This is a genomic window from Streptosporangium sp. CA-135522 (assembly GCF_050949235.1).
Lineage (GTDB): Bacteria > Actinomycetota > Actinomycetes > Streptosporangiales > Streptosporangiaceae > Streptosporangium.
Genome location: NZ_CP192026.1, coordinates 7,499,158 through 7,521,594 on the forward strand (window position 1 = coordinate 7,499,158; position 22,437 = coordinate 7,521,594).

17 protein-coding genes are annotated in these 22,437 nt (G+C 69.8%); 6 read left to right on the forward strand and 11 right to left on the reverse strand.

Annotated features, from left to right (window positions below; all coding sequences use genetic code 11):
• Positions 1–55 precede the first annotated feature (55 nt).
• Both ACQPYK_RS35530 and ACQPYK_RS35535 read left to right on the forward strand, forming a co-directional pair.
• Positions 56–1,594 carry a gamma-glutamyltransferase family protein gene (locus ACQPYK_RS35530; protein WP_433241026.1) on the forward strand — a complete coding sequence of 513 codons (1,539 nt, stop codon included), beginning with the start codon at positions 56–58 and terminating at the stop codon, positions 1,592–1,594.
• A 46-nt stretch (positions 1,595–1,640) separates the two neighbouring features.
• Positions 1,641–1,946, forward strand: coding sequence for a DUF5709 domain-containing protein (locus ACQPYK_RS35535; RefSeq protein WP_433241029.1), 306 nt, complete (start codon positions 1,641–1,643; stop codon positions 1,944–1,946).
• A gap of 30 nt (positions 1,947–1,976) precedes the next feature.
• On the opposite strand, the gene ACQPYK_RS35540 is transcribed toward ACQPYK_RS35535, so the two are convergent.
• Positions 1,977–2,636 carry an HAD family hydrolase gene (locus ACQPYK_RS35540; protein WP_433241032.1) on the reverse strand — a complete coding sequence of 220 codons (660 nt, stop codon included), beginning with the start codon at positions 2,634–2,636 and terminating at the stop codon, positions 1,977–1,979.
• Between the two features lie 222 nt (positions 2,637–2,858).
• Between ACQPYK_RS35540 and ACQPYK_RS35545 the strand changes: the two genes are divergently transcribed.
• Complete coding sequence (locus tag ACQPYK_RS35545) at positions 2,859–3,473, forward strand: Uma2 family endonuclease (protein WP_433259018.1); 615 nt, start codon at positions 2,859–2,861, stop codon at positions 3,471–3,473.
• A gap of 161 nt (positions 3,474–3,634) precedes the next feature.
• Here the strand turns inward: ACQPYK_RS35545 and hrpA are convergent, their stop codons facing one another.
• The 7 genes from hrpA to ACQPYK_RS35580 form a co-directional block, all read right to left on the reverse strand.
• The gene (hrpA, locus tag ACQPYK_RS35550) at positions 3,635–7,507 is read right to left on the reverse strand and encodes an ATP-dependent RNA helicase HrpA (RefSeq protein ID WP_433241035.1); all 3,873 of its coding nucleotides are present in this window, start codon (positions 7,505–7,507) and stop codon (positions 3,635–3,637) included.
• A 249-nt stretch (positions 7,508–7,756) separates the two neighbouring features.
• Positions 7,757–10,060, reverse strand: a complete 2,304-nt coding sequence (locus ACQPYK_RS35555; protein WP_433241038.1) for a glycoside hydrolase family 6 protein — start codon at positions 10,058–10,060, stop codon at positions 7,757–7,759.
• Positions 10,061–10,229: 169 nt separating this feature from the next.
• Positions 10,230–10,919: a class F sortase gene (locus ACQPYK_RS35560; RefSeq protein WP_433241041.1), complete on the reverse strand. Its 690-nt coding sequence runs from the start codon at positions 10,917–10,919 to the stop codon at positions 10,230–10,232.
• A complete protein-coding gene (locus ACQPYK_RS35565; protein WP_433241044.1) occupies positions 10,912–11,577 on the reverse strand; it encodes a hypothetical protein in 666 nt (221 codons plus the stop codon). Before ACQPYK_RS35565 ends, ACQPYK_RS35560 begins: the two co-directional genes overlap by 8 nt.
• Positions 11,578–11,734: 157 nt before the next feature.
• Positions 11,735–12,469, reverse strand: a complete 735-nt coding sequence (ppgK, locus tag ACQPYK_RS35570) for a polyphosphate--glucose phosphotransferase (RefSeq protein WP_433241047.1) — start codon at positions 12,467–12,469, stop codon at positions 11,735–11,737.
• A gap of 311 nt (positions 12,470–12,780) precedes the next feature.
• Positions 12,781–13,761, reverse strand: a complete 981-nt coding sequence (locus tag ACQPYK_RS35575) for a LacI family DNA-binding transcriptional regulator (RefSeq protein WP_433241050.1) — start codon at positions 13,759–13,761, stop codon at positions 12,781–12,783.
• Positions 13,762–13,921: 160 nt separating this feature from the next.
• A complete protein-coding gene (locus tag ACQPYK_RS35580) occupies positions 13,922–15,559 on the reverse strand; it encodes an ABC-F family ATP-binding cassette domain-containing protein (protein ID WP_433241053.1) in 1,638 nt (545 codons plus the stop codon).
• A 309-nt stretch (positions 15,560–15,868) separates the two neighbouring features.
• Between ACQPYK_RS35580 and ACQPYK_RS35585 the strand changes: the two genes are divergently transcribed.
• The 3 genes from ACQPYK_RS35585 to ACQPYK_RS35595 all read left to right on the forward strand — a co-directional run bounded on the left by ACQPYK_RS35585 (position 15,869) and on the right by ACQPYK_RS35595 (position 18,889).
• The gene (locus ACQPYK_RS35585; RefSeq protein WP_433241056.1) at positions 15,869–16,597 is read left to right on the forward strand and encodes a hypothetical protein; all 729 of its coding nucleotides are present in this window, start codon (positions 15,869–15,871) and stop codon (positions 16,595–16,597) included.
• A gap of 205 nt (positions 16,598–16,802) precedes the next feature.
• Positions 16,803–17,609, forward strand: a complete 807-nt coding sequence (locus ACQPYK_RS35590; RefSeq protein ID WP_433241059.1) for an SAM-dependent methyltransferase — start codon at positions 16,803–16,805, stop codon at positions 17,607–17,609.
• Between the two features lie 128 nt (positions 17,610–17,737).
• A complete protein-coding gene (locus ACQPYK_RS35595; RefSeq protein WP_433241062.1) occupies positions 17,738–18,889 on the forward strand; it encodes an acyl-CoA dehydrogenase family protein in 1,152 nt (383 codons plus the stop codon).
• A gap of 41 nt (positions 18,890–18,930) precedes the next feature.
• On the opposite strand, the gene ACQPYK_RS35600 is transcribed toward ACQPYK_RS35595, so the two are convergent.
• The 3 genes from ACQPYK_RS35600 to ACQPYK_RS35610 all read right to left on the reverse strand — a co-directional run bounded on the left by ACQPYK_RS35600 (position 18,931) and on the right by ACQPYK_RS35610 (position 22,413).
• Positions 18,931–19,983, reverse strand: coding sequence for a family 2 encapsulin nanocompartment cargo protein polyprenyl transferase (locus tag ACQPYK_RS35600; RefSeq protein ID WP_433241065.1), 1,053 nt, complete (start codon positions 19,981–19,983; stop codon positions 18,931–18,933).
• A 253-nt stretch (positions 19,984–20,236) separates the two neighbouring features.
• Positions 20,237–21,622: a family 2B encapsulin nanocompartment shell protein gene (locus tag ACQPYK_RS35605; RefSeq protein ID WP_433241068.1), complete on the reverse strand. Its 1,386-nt coding sequence runs from the start codon at positions 21,620–21,622 to the stop codon at positions 20,237–20,239.
• 518 nt (positions 21,623–22,140) lie between these two features.
• Positions 22,141–22,413: a GlsB/YeaQ/YmgE family stress response membrane protein gene (locus ACQPYK_RS35610; RefSeq protein ID WP_433241071.1), complete on the reverse strand. Its 273-nt coding sequence runs from the start codon at positions 22,411–22,413 to the stop codon at positions 22,141–22,143.
• Positions 22,414–22,437: the final 24 nt, after the last annotated feature.

Consider the following 22,437-nt stretch of genomic DNA (forward strand, 5'->3'; position numbering starts at 1 on the left):
ACCGGCTGACCGGTATAGTTTCAATGGCCGGTAAAGCAAGCCGTACGCTCTCGTCATGCTGAACACCCGCTATGCGCGCTCCGGAATGGTCTGCACGGTCGATCACCTCGCCTCCGGCGCGGGCGTGACCATGCTGGAGAAGGGCGGATCGGCGGCTGACGCGGCGATCGCGGCGAACGCCGTGCTGGCAGTGACCGCACCGCACATGTGCGGGCTGGGCGGCGACCTGTTCGCACTCGTTCATGAGGGAACCGGCACGCCGGCGGCGCTCAACGCGTCCGGGCGGGCGGGATCCGGCGCCGACCCCGAGCGGCTGCGCGCCGAGGGGCACGACCGCATGCCGCACCGCCACGACATCCGCTCGGCTCCGGTGCCCGGCTGCGCCGACGGCTGGCTGGCCCTGCACGAGCGGTACGGCAGGCTGACGACGGCCGAGGTGCTGGCCCCGGCGATCGGGCACGCCCGTGACGGATTCCCCGCCTCGCCGCTGATGGTGCCCGGTCTGGAGACGGTCGGGCCGCTGTGCGAGGACTTCGCCCCGGCCCGGCGGGCCGGTGACCTGATCCGGCGCCCTGGAGTGGCACGGGCGTTGGAAGCCCTGGCCGGCGGCCGGGAAGGGTTCTATCTCGGCGAGTTCGGCGAGGGACTGCTCGCCGTCGGCGGCGGCGAGTACGCCGAGGACGATCTGGCCCGCACGAGCGCGGAATGGGTGGAGCCGCTCCGGGCACGGGCCTTCGGGCACGACGTGTGGACCATGCCGCCCAACTCGCAGGGATACCTGCTGGCTCTGGCCCTCGGCATCGTCGAAGGTCTTGACCTGCCCGCCGACCCGGCCGACCCGCTCTGGGCCCACCTACTGGTGGAGGCCGCGCGGATGGCCGGGCACGACCGGCCGGACGTGTTGTTCGACGGCGCGGCCGTCGGCGACGTGCTGGAGTCGGCCGCCGCGCGCCGCGCCCTGATCGACCCGGCCGGGCGGGTCGCGGTGCGCGACCTCACCGCGGCGGGCGACACCACCTATCTGTGCGCGGTGGACGGCGACGGCATGGGCGTCTCGCTGATCCAGTCCAACGCCGCCGGCTTCGGCAGCCTGGTCTTCGAGCCACGCACCGGCATCAACCTGCACAACCGAGGCATCGGGTTCTCCCTGGCGCCGGGCCATCCCGCCGAGTACGGCCCCCGGCGCCGTCCCCCGCACACCCTGGCCCCCGCGCTGGTCACCCGGCCCGACGGGTCGCTCCGCTCGGTCGTGGGCACCATGGGCGGCGACGCCCAGCCACAGATCCTGCTCCAGGTCCTGACCCGTCTGCTCGCCCACGCCCAGACGCCCGGCGAGGCCGTCGGCGCCGCCCGCTGGAGACTGGCCTCCGGCGGCACCGGATTCGACACCTGGGACGCCCCCGACCAGGCGGTGGTCGAGGTGGAGGACGGCGGCTCATGGGGCGAGGGCCTGCGCGAGCGGGGTCACCCCGTCGGCGCCATGCCGTACGGCTCGGCCTTCGGCCACGCCCACCTGATCGACGTGCTGCCCTCGGGGGTTCTGGCCGGAGCGGCCGACCCGCGGTCGATCATCGGGTCCGCGGCCGGTCGGTGACCGGGGTTTTCGGCCGCAGAACGGGTAGGGCGGCGATATGAGTGAAATGCCCCCAGACCGTAAGGGTCTGAGCGACGAGCAGGCGATCGAGGTCGAGGAGTGGACCGACGATCTCGGCCTCGACCACGAGATCCGTGAGAACGATCCCCGCCACCGGGACACTCTGGACGAGCGCCTGTGGCGCGAGGCCCCCGACCGCGAGCGGGCCCCGCGCGACGAGAACCGTCTGGTGGCGCCGGACGAGGGCATCGGGCCGGACGAGACGTCCGAGGAGTACGCCCGGGACGTCGGCCCCGACGACGGCGACCTGTCGGCCGAGGAACGCGCCGTCCACATCGACCCCGACGCCTGACGCCCGGCCCGTGACCGCCGGGCCCGGCGATCAGCCGGCCGGCTCGGCCGTCAGCGCCCTGACGAGGTGGGGGAAGTCGTCGACGACGAGGTCGGCCTCCCCCGCCTCGGGACGTGCCGCGTGCAGGTGGCCCCAGGGACCACGGCGGATCAGGGCGGTCCGCATCCCGGCCGCGCGGGCGGGCCGGACGTCGTTGTCGAGGCGGTCGCCGACGTAGAGGAGCTCGCCGGGCTCCCGGCCCGACACCGCGACGACCTTGGCGAAGAACCCCGGGTCGGGCTTGGAGACGCCCCAGCCGTCGGAGGTGTGGATCGCGTCGACCGGCAGGTCCATCGCGGCCAGCGCGTCGTAGGCCTGCGGCGGCTGGTTGCCCGCGATGATCAGCTCGTATCCCAGGCCGCGCAGCGCGGCCAGGCCGGGCCGTACGTCGGGGTAGAGGTCGTCGGCGTCGAAATCGACCCGGAGCCCGTCGGGATCGTCCCGCTTCCAGGCCTCCTGCTCGGCCTCGACGTCGAACCCGGGCCTGACGATCTGGAAGGCCTCCTCGAAGGACCTGTCGAGCGCGGCCATGCCGCCCAGCACACCGAGCATCGTGAACCGGGTGACGCCGACCCGGTCGGCCCACCGCGACCAGATCCGCGTCTCGTCGATCAGCGTCTCCCCGACATCGAACACCAGCGCCCGGACCACGTCGCCTCCCCTTCGCTCGGCCCACCGATCCTATGGGAGTACGGCGAGGCCACGCCGACCCGGGCGGGTGTGACGGCCACCGGTGCCGAACCCATGACCGGAGCCCATGCCGGATCCCATGACCATGGCCCATAACCGTGGCGCATGACTCGCCTTTCCCAGGGAATCCCATGCAACACTTAGCGTGTTTGTTCGAACACGAAGGGAAACGAACCCATGGTGATGACAGCGCAGGGACGACTCCCCCGGCACACTCCCCCCGAGGCCCCCGAGATCCCCGAGCCCTCCCCGGCACCGATCACTCCGAGAGAGTTCTTCGAATCCCTTCCCTCCACTCTCCGCCTCAGGGCCGAGATCATTGATGGGAATCTGATTTTGAGTCCTTCTGGAACCCCTGGCCACGCCCGCATCGCCAGACGGCTCGGCCGAGCCTTGATCCCCGTGGAAGACGCCAATGGATGGGAGAGCTTCTCGGGCGACGTCGACGTTTGCATCGAGGGCCCACGTGACACCGTGATCCCCGACTACTGCCTGGTGCCCGTGGAGGCTCCCCTCTGGGGCGAGCGGGAGATCCTCTCCTCAGGGCTGATCATGGTCGCCGAGGTCGTCTCGCCCGGGAGCATGGAGATGGACCGCATCTCGAAGCCCAGGATCTACGCGGGTTGCGGCATTCCGATCACGATGATCATCGACCCCGTGGTCGTCCCTCCGACGATCACCGTTCTCAGCGACCCCGAAGACGGCACCTATCGGAGCATGACCCGGGTCGAGGTGGGCAAGCCGATCCGGATCCCCGCCCCGGTCGATTTCGAGCTGGACACCTCGATCTTCCTGTAGTCCGCCTTTTCCCGAACCCGCGACGGCACGCCTTCACGACCGTGGCGGGTTCTCTCATGTCCGGGGCCTGGCGATCGCACAGCCGTACCGAATCTCGCACATGAGTGCTCAAGGGCGGCCGGACGAGCGTCACCGCCCGGGCTCCGAGCCGCCGATGAGCCTCAGAGCTGGTCCATGGCCTTGCGGACGCGCTTGTCGGAGATCGAGTACGGCGTGCCGAGAGTCTGGGCGAAATAGCTGACCCTGAGCTCCTGGATCATCCAGCGGATCCGGCGGACGTCGTCGTCGGTACGGCGGGCCGGAGGGAGCTTCTCCACCAGGTCGTGGTAGTCGTCTTCGAGGTCGTGGATCTGGTGCATCCGCTCCTCGTCGCGGAGCCGGTCGTCGGGAAACTTCTCCAGCCGCCGCTGGGCCGCCTTGAGATAGCGGAGCAGGTCCGGCAGGCGCTTGTATCCGGTGTCGGTGACGAAGCCCGGGTAGACCAGGTCGGCCACCTGGTCGCGGATGTCCTCGACCGCGGGGGTGGAGCGGCTCTCGGGCAGCAGGGTGGCGATCGAGTGCCAGACCTTGAGGATGCCCTCCACCCTGGCGACCACCTCGGCGGTGGTGTCGAAGAGCTCGGCGCGGACCTTGTCGTGCAGGGCGGTGAAGGCGGACTCGTCCCAGACCGGCCCGCCGTACTCGCTCATGAGCTCGTCGGCGGCGCAGGCGATGCAGTCGTCGAACAGGGCGGTGGCCCCGGCGTGCGGGCTGCGGCTGAGGGCGAGCTTGGCCTGGTTGTCCAGGCGGCCGAGCACCCACTTGGCCGGGGACGGGGTGTTGAGCAGCAGCAGCTTGCGGGTGCCCTCCCACATGGCGCGGCGCTGCTCGGCCTCGGTGTCGAACATCCGCACGGCGACGGTGGCGCCCTCGTCGGCCAGCGCCGGGTAGGCCTTCATCCGGCGCTGCTCGAAGGTCTTGGGCAGCTCCCCCACGTTCCATGTGGTCAGGCCCGACTTCTCCAGCCCGTCGGCGGCCCTGGAGAGGGTCTGGCGGAGCTTGGGGGCCAGACGCCGCTTGAGGTCGGCCAGGTCCTTGCTCTCGGCCAGCTTGTGCTTACGGCCGTCGACCACCCGGAAGGTGATCTTCAGGTGGTCGGGGACCAGGTCGAGCTGCCACGCCTCGCGCGGCACCTGGACGCCGGTCAGGTCGAGCAGCTCCCGTTCCAGCACCGCGAGCAGCGGCTCCTGGGTGGGTTTCGCCCGCTGGAGCACCTGCTTGGCGTAGTTGGGGGCGGGCACGAAGTTGCGCCGGATGTTCTTGGGCAGGGCCCGGATCAACGCGGTGAGCAGCTCCTCGCGCAGGCCGGGGATCTGCCAGTCGAAGCCCTCGACGTTCACCTGGTTGAGCAGGGCCAGCGGGATGTGCGCGGTGACGCCGTCGGCGTCGGTGCCGGGCTCGAACTGGTAGGTCAGGGGGAAGCGCAGGCCGCCCTGGCGCCACACGTCGGGGTAGTCGCGCTGGCTGACGTCACCCGCCGACTCGCTGATCAGCATCGACTTCTCGAAGCTGAGCAGGTCGGGCTGGGTCGTCCTGGCCTTCTTCCACCAGGAGTCGAAGTGGCGGCCCGAGACGACGTCCTGGGGGACGCGCTGGTCGTAGAAGTCGAACAGCGTCTCGTCGTCGACCAGGATGTCGCGACGGCGGGCCCGCTCCTCCAGCTCCTCGACCTCTTCGAGGAGCTTGCGGTTCTCCCGGAAGAACGCGTGGTGGGTCTCCCAGTCGCCTTCGACCAGGGCGTGCCGGATGAACAGCTCCCGGCTCAGCTCGGGGTCGATGCGGCCATAGTTGATCTTCCGCTGCACCACGATCGGCACGCCGTACAGCGTGACCTTCTCGTAGGCCATCACCGCACCCTGGTTCTTCTCCCAGTGCGGCTCGGAGTAGGTGCGTTTGATCAGGTGCTGGGCGAGCGGCTCGACCCACTCTGGCTCGATCTTGGCGTTGACGCGGGCCCAGAGCCGGGAGGTCTCCACGAGTTCGGCGGACATCACCCACAGCGGCTGCTTCTTGGCCAGTGCGGAACCGGGGAAGATGGCGAACCGGGCGTTGCGGGCGCCGATGTATTCGGTGATGGGACGGCGGGGGCCGTCGTTGGTCGTCTTCTTGTCGATGTCCTTGACGCCGAGGTGGGACAGCAGGCCGGCCAGCAGGGAGGCGTGGATCTTCTGCTCGTCGCCGGGGGTGCTGTTCAGTGTGATGCCGAGGGACTTCGACATCTGGCGGAGCTGGCTGTAGACGTCCTGCCACTCGCGTACGCGCAGGTAGTTGAGGAACTCGGCCTTGCACAACCGGCGGAAGGCGCTGGAGGACAGCTCCTTCTGCTGCTCCTGGAGGTATTCCCACAGGTTGAGGTAGGAGACGAAGTCCGACTCCTTGTCGGCGAAGCGGCGGTGCTTGTCGTCGGCGGCCTGCTGCTTGTCGGCGGGCCGCTCGCGCGGGTCCTGGATGGACAGCGCGGCGGCGATGACCATGACTTCGCGGACGCAGCCGTTGTGGTCGGCCTCCAGCACCATGCGGGCCAGACGGGGATCGACCGGCAGCCCCGCCAGTTTGCGGCCGAGCGGGGTCATCTGCTTGGCCTGGTCGAACGCGCCCAGCTCCTGGAGCAGGTCGTAGCCGTCCTTCACCTGGCGCTGGTCCGGCGGCTCGACGAAGGGGAAGGCCCCGATGTCGCCCAGGCCGATGGAGGTCATCTGCAGGATGACCGAGGCGAGGTTGGTGCGCAGGATCTCCGGGTCGGTGAACTCCGGCCGGGTGAGGAAGTCGTCCTCCTCGTAAAGCCGGATGCAGACGCCTTCGGAGACACGGCCGCAGCGGCCCTTGCGCTGGTTGGCCGAGGCCTGGGAGATCGCCTCGATGGGCAGTCGCTGGACCTTGGTGCGGTGGCTGTAGCGGGAGATGCGGGCGAATCCGGGATCGACCACGTATTTGATGCCGGGCACGGTCAGCGATGTCTCGGCCACGTTGGTGGCCAGCACGACCCGGCGGCCGGAGTGCCGCTGGAAGACCCGGTGCTGCTCGGCCGCCGACAGCCGGGCGTACAGCGGGAGGATCTCGGCGTCCTTGCGCTTGGACAGCGCGTCGGCGGTGTCGCGGATCTCCCGCTCGCCGCTGAGGAAGACCAGGATGTCGCCCGGCCCCTCGGCGCACAGCTCGTCCACGGCGTTGCTGATCGCCTGGATCTGGTCGTCGTCCTCGCCGACCGGACGGTATCGGACCTCGACCGGGTAGGTGCGGCCGGAGACCTCGACGATCGGGGCGTCGCCGAAGTGCCTGGAGAAACGCTCCGGGTCGATGGTGGCCGAGGTAATGATGATCTTCAGGTCCGGCCGCTTCGGGAGGAGCTGCTTGAGATAGCCGAGGATGAAGTCGATGTTGAGGCTGCGCTCGTGCGCCTCGTCGATGATCAACGTGTCGTACTGCGCGAGGTCGCGGTCGGTCTGCAGCTCGGCCAGCAGGATGCCGTCCGTCATCACCTTGACGAGCGTGCCGTCGCTCACCTGGTCGGTGAAGCGCACCTTGTAGCCCACGGCGTCGCCGAGCTGCGTGTCCAGCTCCTCGGCGACGCGTTCGGCCACGGTCCTGGCGGCGATCCTGCGGGGCTGGGTGTGCCCGATCAGGCCCCTGACGCCTCTGCCCAGCTCCAGGCAGATCTTCGGCAGCTGGGTCGTCTTGCCGGAACCGGTCTCACCGGCGACGATCACGACCTGGTGGTCGCGGATCGCCTCGAGGATGTCGTCCTTGCGCTGGCTGACCGGCAGCGCCTGCGGGTAGGTGATCGCGGGCACCCCGGCACGGCGGGCGGCCACCCTGCGTTCGGCCTTCTCGATGTCGGAGGCGATCTCCGCGGCGATCTTCTGCTGCGCGGCGCGGTTTCTGACCTTGCGAGCGCCGTCGAGCCGGCGCCGAAGCCGCCGCTGGTCACGCAGCGTGAGCTCGGGCAGGCGCGTGTGGAGGTCGGCGAGTGGAGATGTCAACGGAGGCGTTCCCATACTGCTTCCAGAGTACTTTCAGCCCGCAAGTCAGGAGCCAACCGCCCATCGTGCCCGAGCCTCCGCGCCGCCGCATCCCAATATTCGCCCGTACGGCGTGCACCGCCCTCGCGACCCCGGCGATCCCAGCCCCGGAAAGGGCCGGAAGGAGGACGGCCCCGCCGTTCCCTCGCGGGGACGGCGGGGCCGTGCTCGTCGGTCACGGATCGCCCGGTGCCCCGCCGAAGCGGAGGCCCGGGGATCAGGGGATCACGGGAGAGCGGGGTAGGCGTTCTTGAGCAGCTCGCGGAACTGCGCCGAGAACCACTGGCCGGCGAGCGGGGAGTTGGGCAGGGCGCCGGTCAGGCTGTTGCCGTTGCGCTCGTTGCCGGTGTAGGTGGGGTCGCACATCCGGTCGAAGCCCTTGCCCTCGTCGTTGGGGATGAACTCGCTGGCGCCGTCCGACTCGCCCGGGGGCTTGATCCAGACGTAGGCGTCCAGGCCGGCGGCGGGACTGGCCTGCGGGCGTTCGCCGAGGCCGGCGCCGCTCTGGTTGCACCAGTTGCCGACGTGGATGCGCCGGTCCACCCGCGACTGGTTGACGAAGGCGTTGAGGTCGGTGGAGGCGCTGGGACCGGTCGGGCGGGCCGTACCGCCCCATCCATTACGGGAGGTGTCGATCAGCATGCCGAGGCCCGGCTTGAAGCCCTTCTGGATGAGCAGGGTCCGGAAGGCCTGGGCGTAGGTCAGCTCGTCGACGTAGAAGTTCCAGTCGACCCATTTCGACTGGCGGACCGACTGACCGTTGACGGTGGTGTTGATGGTGAAGTACGGCTCGCGCAGAGCCGAGTAGTTGGCGGTGTTGGTGATGAAGCCGTCGACGCTGTCGAATCCGGCCGTGGTGCCGGAGACGGTGCTCGCGAACAGGTCGGCCGACGGACCGAGGTTGGTGTCCCAGCCCAGCCAGCCGTGGTGCCCGGCGTCGATGTAGGTGTAGACGTTCTTGATCGCGTGCAGCTTGTTCAGGGCGTACCGGATGCCGTCGACGTAGGCGCCGCTCGACTTGGCCTCGGCGCACTTGGGCACGTTGAGGTTGGTGATGAGGTTGGGCAGCGAGTCGATCTCGATGACCGTCGAGATCCGGAGCGCGGCGTACTTCGGCTCGGCCATGATGGCGGCGATCGGGTCGATGTACTCGGTCTTGTAGCGGTTCAGGCCATTTTGGGCGATGAGCAGCTCTCCGTTAGAGGCCAGCGCCGAGCAGTCGCGGTTGGGCAGGTTGTAGATGACGAACTGGATCGTCAGCGGCTTGCCGCCGTTGGCCGCGTCCTGCTTGAGTGCCTCCTCCAGGTGGGCTCGCAGGCCCTTGGCCGAGGCGGTGCCTTCGATGGCGGCGATGCGGTCCAGCCACACGCCGGTCGAGATGTCGGCGACCGCGTCGCCGCCCGGCTCCGCCGCGGCCTTGGCCGACCAGTCGGGGTTGACGTAGCCGGTGGCCCCGGCGTACGGGTTCTCGACGTGTTCGCCGGGCGGCGTGACGACGTCGTCGTCGGACTCGGTCGCGGTGATGGAGACGCCGGTGTGCCCGGCGGCCGCGGCCGCGATCGTGGCGGTGCCGTCGGTCTGGTCGGCGTCCTGGGCGGCCGATACGGTCACGTTCTGCGCCGTGTTCCAGTTGGCCGGGGTGAAGGTGAGCGTGGACGGAGTGATGGTCAGGTCGGCGTCGCCCGTCTTGGTCAGGTTGACCGTGACGTTGCTCGCGGGCGCCTTGCCGAGCCTGAAGCCGACCGTCTTGGAGCCGCCCTCGGGGACGCTGACCGAGGTCGCGGAGGCGACGATCGACGCGGTGCCGCCGTCGGAGCCCACCGTGAAGGGGACTTCGGCGCTCTCCCCGGACAGCACCGGGGTCCCGTTGTCGTAGGCCTTCGCCCTGGCGGTGTGGTCGCCCGCCGTCACGCCCGTCGCGGAGTAGGCGTACGGGGCGGAGATGTCGGTGTTGACCAGGACGCCGTCGATGTAGAACTCGACCTTGCCGACCGCGCCGTCGTCGCCGGCCGTCGCGGCGAGCGGTACGGCGGAGCCCGCCGGGATGGCGGCGCCGCCGGCCGGGCTGGTCAGGCTGACCGTCGGGGCCTGGTTCACCGGCGGCTGCCCACCGCAGGTGACGCCGTTGACCGTGAAGGAGGTGGGCTTGGGGTTGCTCCCGCTCCACGACCCGTTGAAACCGACGCTGGTCGACGCGCCGGTGGCGAGGTCGCCGTTCCAGTCGAGGTTCTTCGCGGTGACCTGGTCGCCGCTCTGGCTCCAGGTCGCCGACCAACCTTGCTGGACTTTCTGGGTGCCGGGGAAGGTGAAGCCGAGGGTCCAGCCGGTGAGCGCGTCACCGAGGTTCTTGATGCCGACGTTGGCGGTGAAGCCGCCCTGCCAGGCGTTGGTGCTGTAGGCGACGTCGCACGAGACCGCGGCGTGCGCCGTGCCGGCCTGCCCGGCGGCGAGGCCGGTGGCGGCCACCAGCAGGGCGGCCGTGGTCACCGCCCGATTGCGCCAGACTCGGCGGCGCGGAAGAGCTCTCATCAGTGATCATCTCCAGGACGAAAGTGGGAGCGCTCCCATAGTCCGGATGTTTCACGCGCGTGTACAGCCTGTTGTGCGGCGGGGGCACCCCACCGGGACCGCCCCCGTCTCTGACCTCACCGAACGCCTTTCCGGTCCGATGAAAGTTTCAAAGTCCTCGCCCGGCCGGTCAGGCGCGCGGGAAGTCCGACAGGCGGTACCAGCCGGCGAGCTCGCCGTAGACGATCGTGTTGTCCTCGTAGGAGTGACGCTCGGCGTCATAGTCGCCGCCGCAGGTCACGAGCCTGATCGCCGGACGTGGCGGGGAGCCGTAGACCTTCTTCACCGGGAAGGCGGTCTTGCTGACCCGCTCGATCGCCGACACCCGGAAGACCACCGCGGTCCGGTCCGCGCGCGTCACCACCACCGCGTCCCCCTTGCGCACCCGCGACAGCCCGGCGAACACGGCAGGCCCGGTCCTGGTGTCGAGATGGCCGACGATCACCGCGGAACCCGGCTCGCCCGGAGTCGGCCCCAGGCGGTCCCAGCCGACCAGGTCGGCCTGGTCGAGGGACGGCGGCTCCAGGGTCCCGTCCTCGGCGGACTCGATCAGGGTGACGGGGGCGTTCACATCCGCGCGCGGCACCACGAGCGCCACCGGATCGGACGCGCCCGGAAGCCGGGGCAGCGTCTGAGGCCACCCGCCTCTTCCCTGCCGGGCGGCGACGACGGTCGCACCCGGCCGCGGCGCGGCGGGCGCGACGATCGGCAGGGCGCGGACCAGGGCGGGATCGGCCTGCCTGCCGGTCGGGGCCCTGCAGCCCGCGAGCAGCAGGACGGCGCCGAGCCCCAAGGCCGTCGCCGTCCGGAGATCAGCCACGTCCCGCGGCCCGCAGGCGTCTGATGAGCATCAGTCCACCGGCCCCGGCCAGTACGGCGGCCGCACCGATCGCCCAGTCCGTCACGGCGCCCGGCGCCGCCCCCCTCGCGCCCGGCGCGTCGTGCGCCGCCGCGTCCTTGGCCAGCGCGAGAGCGCCGCCGCCGGTGTCGGGGCCGAAGCCGTCGACCACGAAGATCTCTCCGTAGCGGGTGCCGCCGTCTCCCTGGCACTCCACCTCCACACCGTACGGTCCCCTCGGCGCGTCGTAGTCCACCTGCGCCCAGCCCAACGCGATGGCCGGCCCGTCGTCGAATCCACCCTCGGGGCCGTCTCCGAACCCGCCGGACCCATCGTCGAATCCATCCCCGGGGCCGTCCCCGAACCCGCCGGACCCGTCGTCGAATCCACCTCCGAACCCCTCGGACCCGTCCTCCTCGAACCCCGCGCCGCCCTGGAAGCCCGGACCGGCGTCGAGTTCCACGGGGTCCTGGAAGGCCGCCGACTCGGCGAGGGCGGGCCCGTCACACTCCAGCGCGATCTCGACGTTCTGCCCGGGCATCACCCGGTAGGGCGACAGGTGCACCTCCTGGTCGTCTCCCGCGGCCGGAGGCGGCCACGCCGCACCCGCGGTCATGACGGCCGCCACCCCCGCAGTCACAGCCCAGCGAGTCACCCTCACCGTCGATCGCATCACGTCCCCCGCCTCCAGCAGAAGTGATCTTGATAACGATCACTACCTACCCAGACTGGAGAGCGTGTCCGTCAAAGGAAGATCAAAATATGAACGGCCTTTCCGGCATATGACGCATAAGCTCCTACAATTTCGCGGCCGCCATGGCCGCACCCACGATGCCGGCCTCGTTCTGCAGGGTGGCGGGCACGACCGGGGTGCGCACCTCCACCTTGGGCAGGAACTTCTCCGACTTCTTGCTGACGCCGCCGCCGATGATGATCAGTGAGGGGGAGAAGAGCGCCTCGACGCGCTGCAGATACTCCTCCACCCGCCCCGCCCACTTGTCCCAGCTCAGCTCGTGGTCCTCACGGGCGTGGTCGGAGGCCCGCTTCTCGGCGTCCTTGCCCCTGATCTCCAGGTGCCCGAGCTCGGTGTTGGGCACCAGGTGACCGTCGACGAACAGGGCGCTGCCGATGCCGGTGCCGAAGGTCAGCATCAGCACCACGCCGTTCCTGCCCCGACCCGCACCGACCTCCATCTCGGCCAGGCCCGCGGCGTCGGCGTCGTTGAGCACCGTCACCGGCATACCCGTCACCTTGGCGAACAGCGCCCGCGCGTCCTCGCCGATCCACGACTGGTCCACGTTGGCGGCCGTCCTCGTGATCCCGTCGACCACGACTCCGGGGAAGGTCACGCCGACCGGCCCGGCCCAGCCGAAGTGCTCGACGATCTGCGCGACCACCGCGGCGACCGCCTTGGGAGCGGCGGGGACGGGTGTCGGGATCCGCAGACGCTCCCGCGTCAGCTCGCCTTTGACGATGTCCACCGGCGCCCCCTTGATCCCCGAGCCGCCGATGTCGATTCCCAGCGCTTCCATGACATCCACCTCCTGCTTCGGGCTCCTTCCCCGCCACGGGACGCTGATACTCCTCTGCGGCGGAAGGCCGACCGGACCGCAAGCCATCCCTCGCAGACTGCGGGCACCACAGCAGGAAGGACCGCTCCGATGACGAGGATCCCGGCTCTGCCGGACGCTCGTGACGTCGTCTGCGACAGATGTCCGTAACGTTGAAATGCGTCGCCGCAAGATAACGACTGATGATGACCGGATAGCCGATGGTCCGCCGGTGTGGACGCGGGCACGGCATGGCGGACGGGAGCCGCAGATCCCGCCCGCCGTGCGACGCCTCAACGCTTGACGGGGCCCGTCGAGGCCCTGACCACCAGCTCGGGTTCGAAGAGCAGCTCGTCGGCCGGGACCAGGGCCTTGTCGATCTGGGCGGCGAGGAGGTCGACGACCGCGCGGCCCATCGCGTCGATCGGCTGGCGCAGGGTGGTCAGCGGCGGGTCGGTGCAGTTCATCAGGGCGGAGTCGTCGTAGCCGATCACCGAGATGTCGCCGGGCACCGACAGCCCCGCCCGGCGCGTCGCCCGGATGGCGCCCAGCGCCATGACGTCGCTGGCGCAGATGAGACCGGTCACGCCTCGCCGTATCAGCCGGGCCGCCGCCGCGTGCCCGCCTTCCAGGGAGAACATGGTGTGCTCGACGAACTCGAGGGGCAGGCCGGCCGCCTCGAGCTTGCGCCGCGAAGGCACGTGGTCCGGCGGCCCGAGCACCATCCCGATCCTCTCGTGGCCGAGCGAGCGCAGGTGTCCGAGCGCCATCTCCGCGGCAGCCACGTCGTCGCAGGAGACCTGGGGGAAGGCGAGGTGCTCCACGGCGGCGTTGACCAGCACGGTCGGCAGCCGGCGCTCCAGCAGCAGCGCGTAGTGGTCGTGGGAGGCATCGGCCTGGGCGAAAAGTCCCCCGGCGAACACCACGCCCGACACCTGCTGCTGCAGGAGCAGGTCCACGTATTCCGCCTCGGAGACCCCGCCCAGCGTCCTGGTGCACAGCACCGAGGTGAACCCCTGCTGGGCCAGCGCGCCCCCGACCACCTCGGCGAATGCCGGGAAGATGGGGTTTTGCAACTCGGGGAGGACGAGGCCCACCAGCCTCGCCCGGTCTCCGCGCAACTGGGTCGGCCGCTCGTAGCCGAGCACGTCGAGCGCCGTGAGCACGGCCTCCCGCGTCGCCTCGGACACCCCGGGCTTCCCGTTGAGCACGCGACTGACCGTCGCTTCGCTCATGCCGACCTTCTTGGCCACCTCTGCAAGCCGTCGCGTCATGACGAAACCATACGACATAAGACGCAAATATTTGCGGGCATTTGCGAAAACCATCGCACGTCTCCCGCGCTTCGTCATCCTCCTCGGCGTCCCGCCCGCACCGCGCCGTCACCGATGGAAGGCGGGCTGCCGTCCGGGCCTACATCTCCGCCGTTCGGGCCTACATCTCCGCGATCCGGCCGGCATCGAGGTGGATGTGCCGGGTGGTGTGCACCGCGCCCAGCATCCGCCGGTCATGGGTGACCAGCAGGAGCGTGCCGGTATAGGAGGCGAGCGCTGACTCCAGCTGCTCGATGGCGGCCAGGTCCAGATGGTTGGTCGGCTCGTCGAGGACGAGGAGGTTCACTCCCCGGGCCTGGAGCAGCGCGAGCGCGGCGCGGGTCCGCTCACCGGGCGACAGGGTGGCCGCCGGCCGCAGCACGTGGGCGGCACGCAGCCCGAACTTGGCGAGAAGGGTGCGCACGTCGGCGGGAGTCATGTCCGGCGCGGCGGCGGCGAAGGCGTCCATCAGCGGTTCGTCGCCGAGGAACAGCCCTCGAGCCTGGTCCACCTCGCCGACGATCACTCCGGAGCCGAGCGCGGTGTTCCCCTCCTCCAGCGGCAGGCGACCCAGGAGCGTGGCGAGCAGCGTGGACTTGCCCGAGCCGTTGGCGCCGGTGATCGCCACCCGCTCGGCCCAGCCGATCTGCAGGTCCACCGGACCGAGGCTGAAGGCGCCCCGCCGGACCACGGCCCCGCGCAGGGTGGCCACGACCGCCCCGGCCCGGGGAGCCACGGCGATCTCCATCCGGAGCTCCCACTCCTTGCGGGGCTCCTCGACCTCCTCCAGCCGTTCGATCATCCGCTCGGTCTGGCGGGCCTTGGCGGCCTGCTTCTCGGTCGCCTCGGTGCGGAAGTTCCGGCCGATCTTGTCACCGTCGGTCGCCTTGCGCCGCGCGTTCTTGACGCCCTTCTCCATCCAGGCGCGTTGCATGCCGGCGCGCTGCTTGAGCGCGGCCACGGTGCCGGCGTACTCCTCGTATTCGTTGCGCGCGTGCTGCCGGGCGACCTCGCGCTCGGCGAGGTAGGCCTCGTAGCCGCCGCCGTACACCCCGATCCGCTGCTGGAGGAGGTCGAGTTCGACGATCCGGTTCACCGTCCTGGCCAGAAACTCGCGATCGTGGCTGACCAGCACCGTCCCGGCGCGCAGGTCGGCGACGAAGCGCTCCAGCCGCTCCAGCCCCTCCAGGTCGAGGTCGTTGGTGGGCTCGTCCAGCAGGAAGATGTCGTAGCGGCTGAGCAGCAGGGAGGCCATCCCCGCCCGAGCCGCCTGGCCGCCGGAGAGCGCCGTCATGGGCCGGTCCAGGTCAACCGCCAAGCCGAGCTCGGCGACGACCCCCTCGGCGCGATCCTCCAGGTCGGCTCCCCCCAGGGCGAGCCACCTCTCCAGGCTGACGGCGTAGTCGTCGTCGGCGCCGGGACGCCCCTCGACCAGGCCTTCGGTCGCGGTGTCCAGCGCGCGCTGGGCCGCGGCCACCCCGGTCCGTCTGGCGAGGAAGGCCGCGATCGTCTCGTCCGCCCGGCGCTCCCGCTCCTGCGGCAGGTAGCCGACCGCCGCCGAAGGCGGGCTGAGCCGTACCGAGCCGTGCTCGGGAGGCAGCAGGCCGGCCAGGATCCGCATCAGGGTGGACTTGCCCGCCCCATTCATCCCGACCAGGCCGACCACGTCGCCGGGGGCGACGACCAGCTCCAGCCCGGAGAACAACGCGCGGTCGCCGTGTCCCGCGGCGAGGTCCTTGGCGACGATGGTGGCACTCATGGGGGAAACGCTATCGGCCGTCCACCACCGGGGTGTCATCCCGGCGTCCCGCTCCCGCCGCCCGGGACCGGTCTCCTACCTCAATCCCATTTCCGGCAAAACGGACATGTCTCCCGTCGAGCCCGAAGGGCGGGGCGCCCCTTCGGCAGGATCGCCACCTGCACACTTACCGCCGAACATCGGCTTACAAAAACTTTATCCTGCCTTTTTCAAGATTTTTAGCAACATTTCTATTGAGCTTCTCGTCTTATACGGGTGGAAGCGATCACCCCTGACGCTTCTCGCAACGGGGAGAGGGAAAACGTCTTGATGAAACGAATCGCCATCGGCCTCCTGTCCGCAGCTGTAGGCGGCTCGCTGCTCCTGTCCGCCGGCACGGCCTCCGCCGAGCGCACCGCCCTCAGCGTGCGCATCGACAGCGTGGACCCGAACCCGGTCGTCGTGAAGAGCGGCGAGGACACGAGGGTCACGATCGAGGTCCGCACCACCGAGGCCACCCGCGTCGAGCTTCGCCTCAAGCCGGTCTCCGACCGGTTCCGCGCTCTGGACGCGGCGGAGCCTAAGATCATCCACGACGGTGACCTGTGGCGCTTCACCACGAGCTTCGACGAGAACGACTTCGAGGGTCGCTGGCTCGCCGTCGCCGACGCCTACGACAAGGACGGCAAGAAGGCGACCGACACGGTCAACTTCTCCGTCAAGCAGGAGCAGGGCAAGGCCGACACCCGCCTGACCCGCTTCTCGGCCGACCCGGGCGCGATCCGCAAGGGCCGCTGGGTCTACTTCACCGGCCGCCTTCAGGCCGACATCGACGACCGCTGGAAGAGCGTGCGCGGCGAGGAGGTGACGATCTACTTCCGTCCCAGCGGCTCCAGCGCCTGGAAGTGGGTCACCTCCGCCGACACCGACTGGAGAGGCAGGTTCAAGGCCCAGGCCCGCGCCTCCAGGAGCGGCCAGTACCGCGCGGTCTTCGAGGGCACCGACGACCTCGGCGACAGCACCAGCCAGTCCGACTGGGTCCAGGTCTGGCGGCGGTAGTCCCCCAGAGCGGCGCCCGCCTCGGGGAGTGGACGGATGACGCCGGCGACGGGGCCCGGCCGGACGGCCGGGCACGAATAGATGACACGGAAGCCCAGGGCGACCTGGGCTTCCGGCGTTCTTCTCACAAAAACCTATTTATATCCGCAGATACCGCATTACGCTCGGGTAAGGATCTTCACGGCTGTTCTGACGAAGGGTGAACATGGCGGAAGAAGAGTGGGCGGGGCGGGGCATCGACGTCGACACTCCGAGCGTCGCCAGGTTGTACGACTACTACCTCGGCGGGAAGGACAACTTCGCCGCCGACCGTGCCGCCGCCGAGGAGATCCTCTCGATCGCTCCCGAGGTGCGCGTGGCCGCCCGGGAGAACCGCGCCTTCCTCGGCCGGGCCGTCAGGTTCCTGGCCGAGACGGGCATCGAGCAGTTCCTGGACATCGGCACCGGACTGCCCACGCGGGGCAACGTCCACGAGGTGGTCCACCAGATCGCGCCAGAGGCACGCGTCGTCTACGTCGACAACGACCCGATCGTCCTCGCGCATGCCAGGGCGCTCCTTCGCGGGGCCCGTAACGAGGTCCTGGTCTCCTCAGGAGACCTGCGCCAGCCCGAGGAGATCCTGAAGTCCCCGGAGATCCAGGAGCACCTCGACTTCTCCAAGCCCGTGGCCGTGCTGCTCGTGGCGATCATGCACTTCATCACCAAGTCCGACGATCCCGGGCGCATCGTGGCCACACTTCGGGACGCCGTACCGCCCGGCAGCTATCTCGTCCTGTCCCACGGGTCCCGCGACTCGCGACCCGCGGCCGTGAACAAGGGCGTCAAGGTCTACAAGCGCGCCAACTCGCCGCTCGTCCTGCGCTCCCGCCAGGAGATCCTCGAACTGTTCGACGGGTTCGAGCTGGTGGATCCGGGCCTGGTCTGGCTGCCGGAATGGCGGCCGGAGGACTGCCTGCCCTACGACGACCCCTCGCAGGCACTGATCATGTGCGGCGTGGGCAAGAAGGCCTGATGCCCGTCCACCTGCTCGACCTCGCCGAGTCCCTGCCCAAGGCGGCCGGCCTGTGAGGCGGGTCACTGGTTGATCCCCCGGTCCCCGGGCAGATGGGCGGGCACACGGACCGGAGGGGAGCTGCGGCGATGATGACGGGTGACTTCTACGACTACTTCGAACTGCTGGAGGAGGAGGAGAAGGAGGTCGTCCTGCGGGTGCGGGATTTCATGGCCCGGAAGGTCGCGCCCATCGCAGATGAGGAGTGGACCAACGCCCGCTTCCCCCACCATCTCATACCCGAATTCGCGAAGCTGGACATCGCGGGCTTGCCGTACCGGGGGGCGCGGAGCCTGCTGACCGGCTTCGTGGTGCTGGAGATGAACCGGGTGGACCCCTCGATGGGGACGTTCTTCGGCGTGCACAACGGGCTGGCGATGGGCAGCATCGACCGGCTGGGCTCCGAGGAGCAGCGGGAGCGGTGGCTGCCGGCGATGGCCGCGATGGAGAAGATCGGGGCCTTCGCCCTGACCGAGCCCGAGGGCGGCTCCGACGTCGCGGCGGGGTTGCGCACGACGGCCCGGCGCGAGGGTGACGTGTGGGTGCTCAACGGGGCCAAGAGATGGATCGGCAACGCGACCTTCGCCGACCTGATCGTGGTGTGGGCCAAGGACGAGGCCGACGGCCAGGTCAAGGGATTCGTGGTGGAGAAGGGCACCCCGGGGTTCACCGCCACGAAGATCGAGAACAAGATCGCACTACGGACGGTCCAGAACGCCGACATCACGCTGACGAACTGCCTGGTGCGGGAGGAGAACCGGCTGCGGAACGCCAACGGCTTCCGCGACACCGCGACGATCCTGCGCCAGACGCGGGGCGGAGTGGCCTGGCAGGCGGTCGGTTGCATGATGGGCGCCTACGAGCTGGCGCTGGAATACGCCAAGACGCGTGAGCAGTTCGGACGGCCGATCGCCGGTTTCCAGCTCGTGCAGGATCTGCTGGTGCGGATGCTGGGAAACGTCACCTGCTCGCTGGGCATGGTGGTACGGCTGGCCCAGCTCCAGGACGCGGGCGTTTACAAAGACGAGCACTCGGCCATGGCCAAGGCCTTCTGCACCGTGCGGATGCGCGAGGCCGTGGGCTGGGGTCGGGAGATCATGGGCGGCAACGGGATCGTGCTCGACTACGGCATGGGCCGGTTCGTGGCCGACTCCGAGGCCATCTACTCCTACGAGGGCACCCGCGAGATCAACAGCCTGATCGTGGGCCGCGCGGTCACCGGTGTGGGCGCCTTCGTCTGACGCCCGTCCTCCCCTCATCCGGCGGGCAGGACTCGCGCCGCTCAGTGGTCGCGGCGGGTGACCAGCCGGGCGAGCGTGCTCAGCTCGGCGACCGGCTCCGGCACCGACCCGGCCGACTGCAGACGGCACAGCGCCCGTGTCAGCAGCTCGTCGGCCTGCGCCTGGCTCCAGGCCCGCCCGCCCACCACGTCGACGAGGTCGGCGGCGCGGGCCAGCTCGGCGTCGGACAGGGGACGCTCTCCGTGGTACATCTCGGCCAGCTCCCGTCCGGCCGAGGTCGCGGAGGTGAGCGCCGCCACGACCGGCAGGGACTTCTTACGGCTGCGCAGGTCCGAGTAGACCGGCTTGCCGGTCACCGCGGGGTCGCCCCAGATGCCCAGAAGGTCGTCGACGAGCTGGAACGCCAGTCCCAGGTCCCGGCCGAAGGCGTGCAGGCTCTCCACCTGCTCCACGCTGCCGCCGCCGAGCAGCGCGCCGAGCGCACAGGCACACCCCAGCAGGGCGCCGGTCTTGCCCGCCGCCATGCTCAGGCACTCGGCGAGCTCGACGTCGCGGCGTTTCTCGAAGGCGACGTCGGTGTTCTGCCCCTCCAGCAGCTCCTGGATCGCGGCGCCGAAGATCCGCGTCGCCTGCGGGGTGGCCGGGTGCCCGCCGGCGGCGAGCACCTCGAAGGCCAGCGTCAGCAGGGCGTCACCGGCCAGGATCGCCGGGCTGACGCCGAAGACGGTCCAGGCCGTCGGGCGGTGACGGCGGGTCCTGTCACCGTCCATCACGTCGTCGTGCAGCAGGGAGAAGTTGTGGGCCAGCTCGACGGCGGCCGCCGCCGGCAGCGCCGTGGTGGCACCACCGCCGACCGCCCCCGCCGCCAGCAGGACCAGCGCGGGACGGATCGCCTTGCCGCTCGCCTTGCCACCGCCCGCCTCAGACGGGCGGCCGTGCTCGTCCCACCAGCCGAAGTGATAGCCGGCGATGCGCCGCATCGACGGGGGCAGTGTCCCGACCGCCGGACGCAGCGCGGGCTCGACCATGTCACGGCTCCAGGCCAGCACCTCGCGCGCCGAGCGCCCCTCGGCCGTCACCCCAACCGCGGTCATGTTCCCCGTCCCCTCGCTCCGTTGCCGAGCCCGGTGTCCTGGAGGGCGCCGGGCACGATGGGGGCCGAGGCTTGCGGCCCGGCCCCCATCGCGGGATCGGATGCGCACGGCCGTACCCGGCCCGGCCGCGCGCACCCCGATCCCGAACTCCGTCATGACATCTCTCAGATCCCCGTTCACGCGGCGACCGGGCACACCCACCTCGGCCGGGTGGCCGGGCGGGAGCTTCGAGAAGCCGCGTGCGGTCCCGCCCTCAGTGGCCGAGCTCGACGTCCTCAAGGATGCCGAGCGCGTCGGGGACCAGGACGGCGGCGGAGTAGTAGGCGCTCACCAGGTAGGAGATGATCGCTTTCTCGCTGATCCCCATGAACCGGACCGAAAGGCTGGGCTGGTACTCGTCGGGGATGCCCGTCTGGTGCAGGCCGACGACGCCCTGGTTGTCCTCGCCGGTTCGCATGGCGAGGATCGAGGTGGTGCGGGTGTCGGTGATGGGGATCTTGTTGCAGGAGAAGATGGGGACACCGCGCCAGGCGGGCACCGTGTTCCCGCCGAAGTCCACGCCGAGGGGATAGAGCCCTCGGCGGTTGCATTCCCGGCCGAACGCGGCGATGGCGTGCGGGTGGGCGAGGATGAACTGCGTGTTCCTCCGGCGGCTGAGCAGCTCGTCGAGGTCGTCGGGGGTGGGCGGGCCGCTTCGCGTGTGGATCCGCTGCTTGAGATCGGCGTTGTGCAGCAGCCCGAACTCGCGGTTGTTGATCAGCTCGTGCTCCTGGCGCTCCCGCAACGCCTCGATCGTCAGCCGGAGCTGCTGCTCGATCTGGTCCATCGGGTCGTTGTAGAGATCCGCCACCCGGCTGTGCACGCGCAGCACGGTCTGCGCGACGCTCAGCTCGTACTCGCGGGGCGAGAGTTCGTAGTCGACGAACGTTCCCGGCAGGTCGGGCTCTCCCACGTGGCCGGCCGCCGTCTCGATGGCGGCCTCGCCGTACTTGTTCTGCGGGCCCTTCGGAGCGGCCTGCACCAGACGCAGATGGGCTTGGAGCGCCTCGGACTGGTCGGCCAGCTCACGGAACGCCTGCCGGGGCAGGACCATGGCCGTCCCGGCGGTGACGGCCTTGACCGTGAACTCCCACTCCCCCTGCGATCCCGCCAGCGTCTCGTCGCCGAAGTGGTCGCCGCCGGCCAGCACTCCCAGGACGACCTGGTCGCCGTAGGGGCCGGTGCCGACCTTGTTGAGCTTGCCGTGCGCGATGAGCACCACCTCGTCGGCCGGACGTCCGGCCTGGACGAGCACCTCCCCGGGCGCGAACTCCCGCTGCGTGAACCGCTCTCCCAGCGCCTCGAGGACCTCGGAGTCGTCGAAGTGGCGCAGCGTCGGCAGCTCGCACAGCTCGGCCGGGACCACCCTCACCTGCGATCCCACGGTGGTGAAGCTGACCCGGCCGTCGCCGATGGTGTAGCTCAGCCGCCGGTTCACTCGGTATGTGCCGCCCGACACCTGCACCCACGGCAGTATCTTGAGCAGCCACCGCGAGGAGATCTCCTGCATCTGCGGGGCCGTCTTGGTCGTCGTCGCGAGATTTCGCGCCGCGGCCGTACCCAGACTCAACTGCGCCCTGCCGGCATCGAACTCCGTCACAACACACCACCTGTCCGCACTCGGGTCGAAAGGGAGAAACTAGGGATCTGAATCTGGGAATGGAAAATCGCGAGATCGGCCGTCGCCAATTTCGCAGGCCTTTCCCGTTCATGGAGTGAGAATCCGGATGCAGACCGACATCGCGAACAGGACCAATTTTGGAGTTCGATTAAATGACCTGTCAAGCATTAAACAAGGTTCGGTCAAAAGCAAATATAGATATTATTGCGAAATGCCGACCTAAAGATTACTTTCGCACTTTTGCCGTCTAACGTGGATCTTGACGGGTCTGCCCCTGCCCGACGAGTTCGTTCCCGCCGGGACCGGCCGGCCGGAGGGGAGAGCGCCCTGCGGCAGAAGCGATCGCCCGCAGGGGAGCGGAGCGGACGCCTTCCCCGGGGCCGCCGCGATGCCGGGCGCATACGGCGGTGGCCCCGGCCGGGAGATCCCGGGCCGGGGCCACCGCCGTGCCGGTCCGCGCATGTCAGCGGACCTGATCGATGGTCACTTCGGGTCCGTCAGCGGACCCCACGCCTGCTGTAGAGGGTGCTCACCAGGATGACTCCCACGGCGGCCAGGACGACCTGGATGACCAGCTCGATCCAGTCGATCCCCCGGGTGACGCCCACGCCCATCGCGCCGGCTATCGCGGTGCCGATGAGGGCCGCGACGATGCCGATCACGATGGTCAGCCAGATCGGAATGCCCTGCCGTCCCGGCACGATCAGACGACCCAGCGCGCCGATGATCGCTCCGATGACGATGGCGGTGATGATGCCGGTAACTGTCATGGTCCACGCTCCCAATACTCGGCT

Coding starts and splice junctions, on each gene's coding strand:
- ACQPYK_RS35530 (WP_433241026.1), top strand. CDS start 56: ATGCTGAACACCCGCTATGCGCGCTCCGGAATGGTCTGCACGGTCGAT.
- ACQPYK_RS35535 (WP_433241029.1), top strand. CDS start 1,641: ATGCCCCCAGACCGTAAGGGTCTGAGCGACGAGCAGGCGATCGAGGTC.
- ACQPYK_RS35545 (WP_433259018.1), top strand. CDS start 2,859: ATGACAGCGCAGGGACGACTCCCCCGGCACACTCCCCCCGAGGCCCCC.
- hrpA (WP_433241035.1), bottom strand. CDS start 7,507: ATGGGAACGCCTCCGTTGACATCTCCACTCGCCGACCTCCACACGCGC.
- ACQPYK_RS35555 (WP_433241038.1), bottom strand. CDS start 10,060: ATGAGAGCTCTTCCGCGCCGCCGAGTCTGGCGCAATCGGGCGGTGACC.
- ppgK (WP_433241047.1), bottom strand. CDS start 12,469: ATGGAAGCGCTGGGAATCGACATCGGCGGCTCGGGGATCAAGGGGGCG.
- ACQPYK_RS35575 (WP_433241050.1), bottom strand. CDS start 13,761: ATGACGCGACGGCTTGCAGAGGTGGCCAAGAAGGTCGGCATGAGCGAA.
- ACQPYK_RS35580 (WP_433241053.1), bottom strand. CDS start 15,559: ATGAGTGCCACCATCGTCGCCAAGGACCTCGCCGCGGGACACGGCGAC.
- ACQPYK_RS35585 (WP_433241056.1), top strand. CDS start 15,869: ATGAAACGAATCGCCATCGGCCTCCTGTCCGCAGCTGTAGGCGGCTCG.
- ACQPYK_RS35590 (WP_433241059.1), top strand. CDS start 16,803: ATGGCGGAAGAAGAGTGGGCGGGGCGGGGCATCGACGTCGACACTCCG.
- ACQPYK_RS35595 (WP_433241062.1), top strand. CDS start 17,738: ATGATGACGGGTGACTTCTACGACTACTTCGAACTGCTGGAGGAGGAG.
- ACQPYK_RS35600 (WP_433241065.1), bottom strand. CDS start 19,983: ATGACCGCGGTTGGGGTGACGGCCGAGGGGCGCTCGGCGCGCGAGGTG.
- ACQPYK_RS35610 (WP_433241071.1), bottom strand. CDS start 22,413: ATGACAGTTACCGGCATCATCACCGCCATCGTCATCGGAGCGATCATC.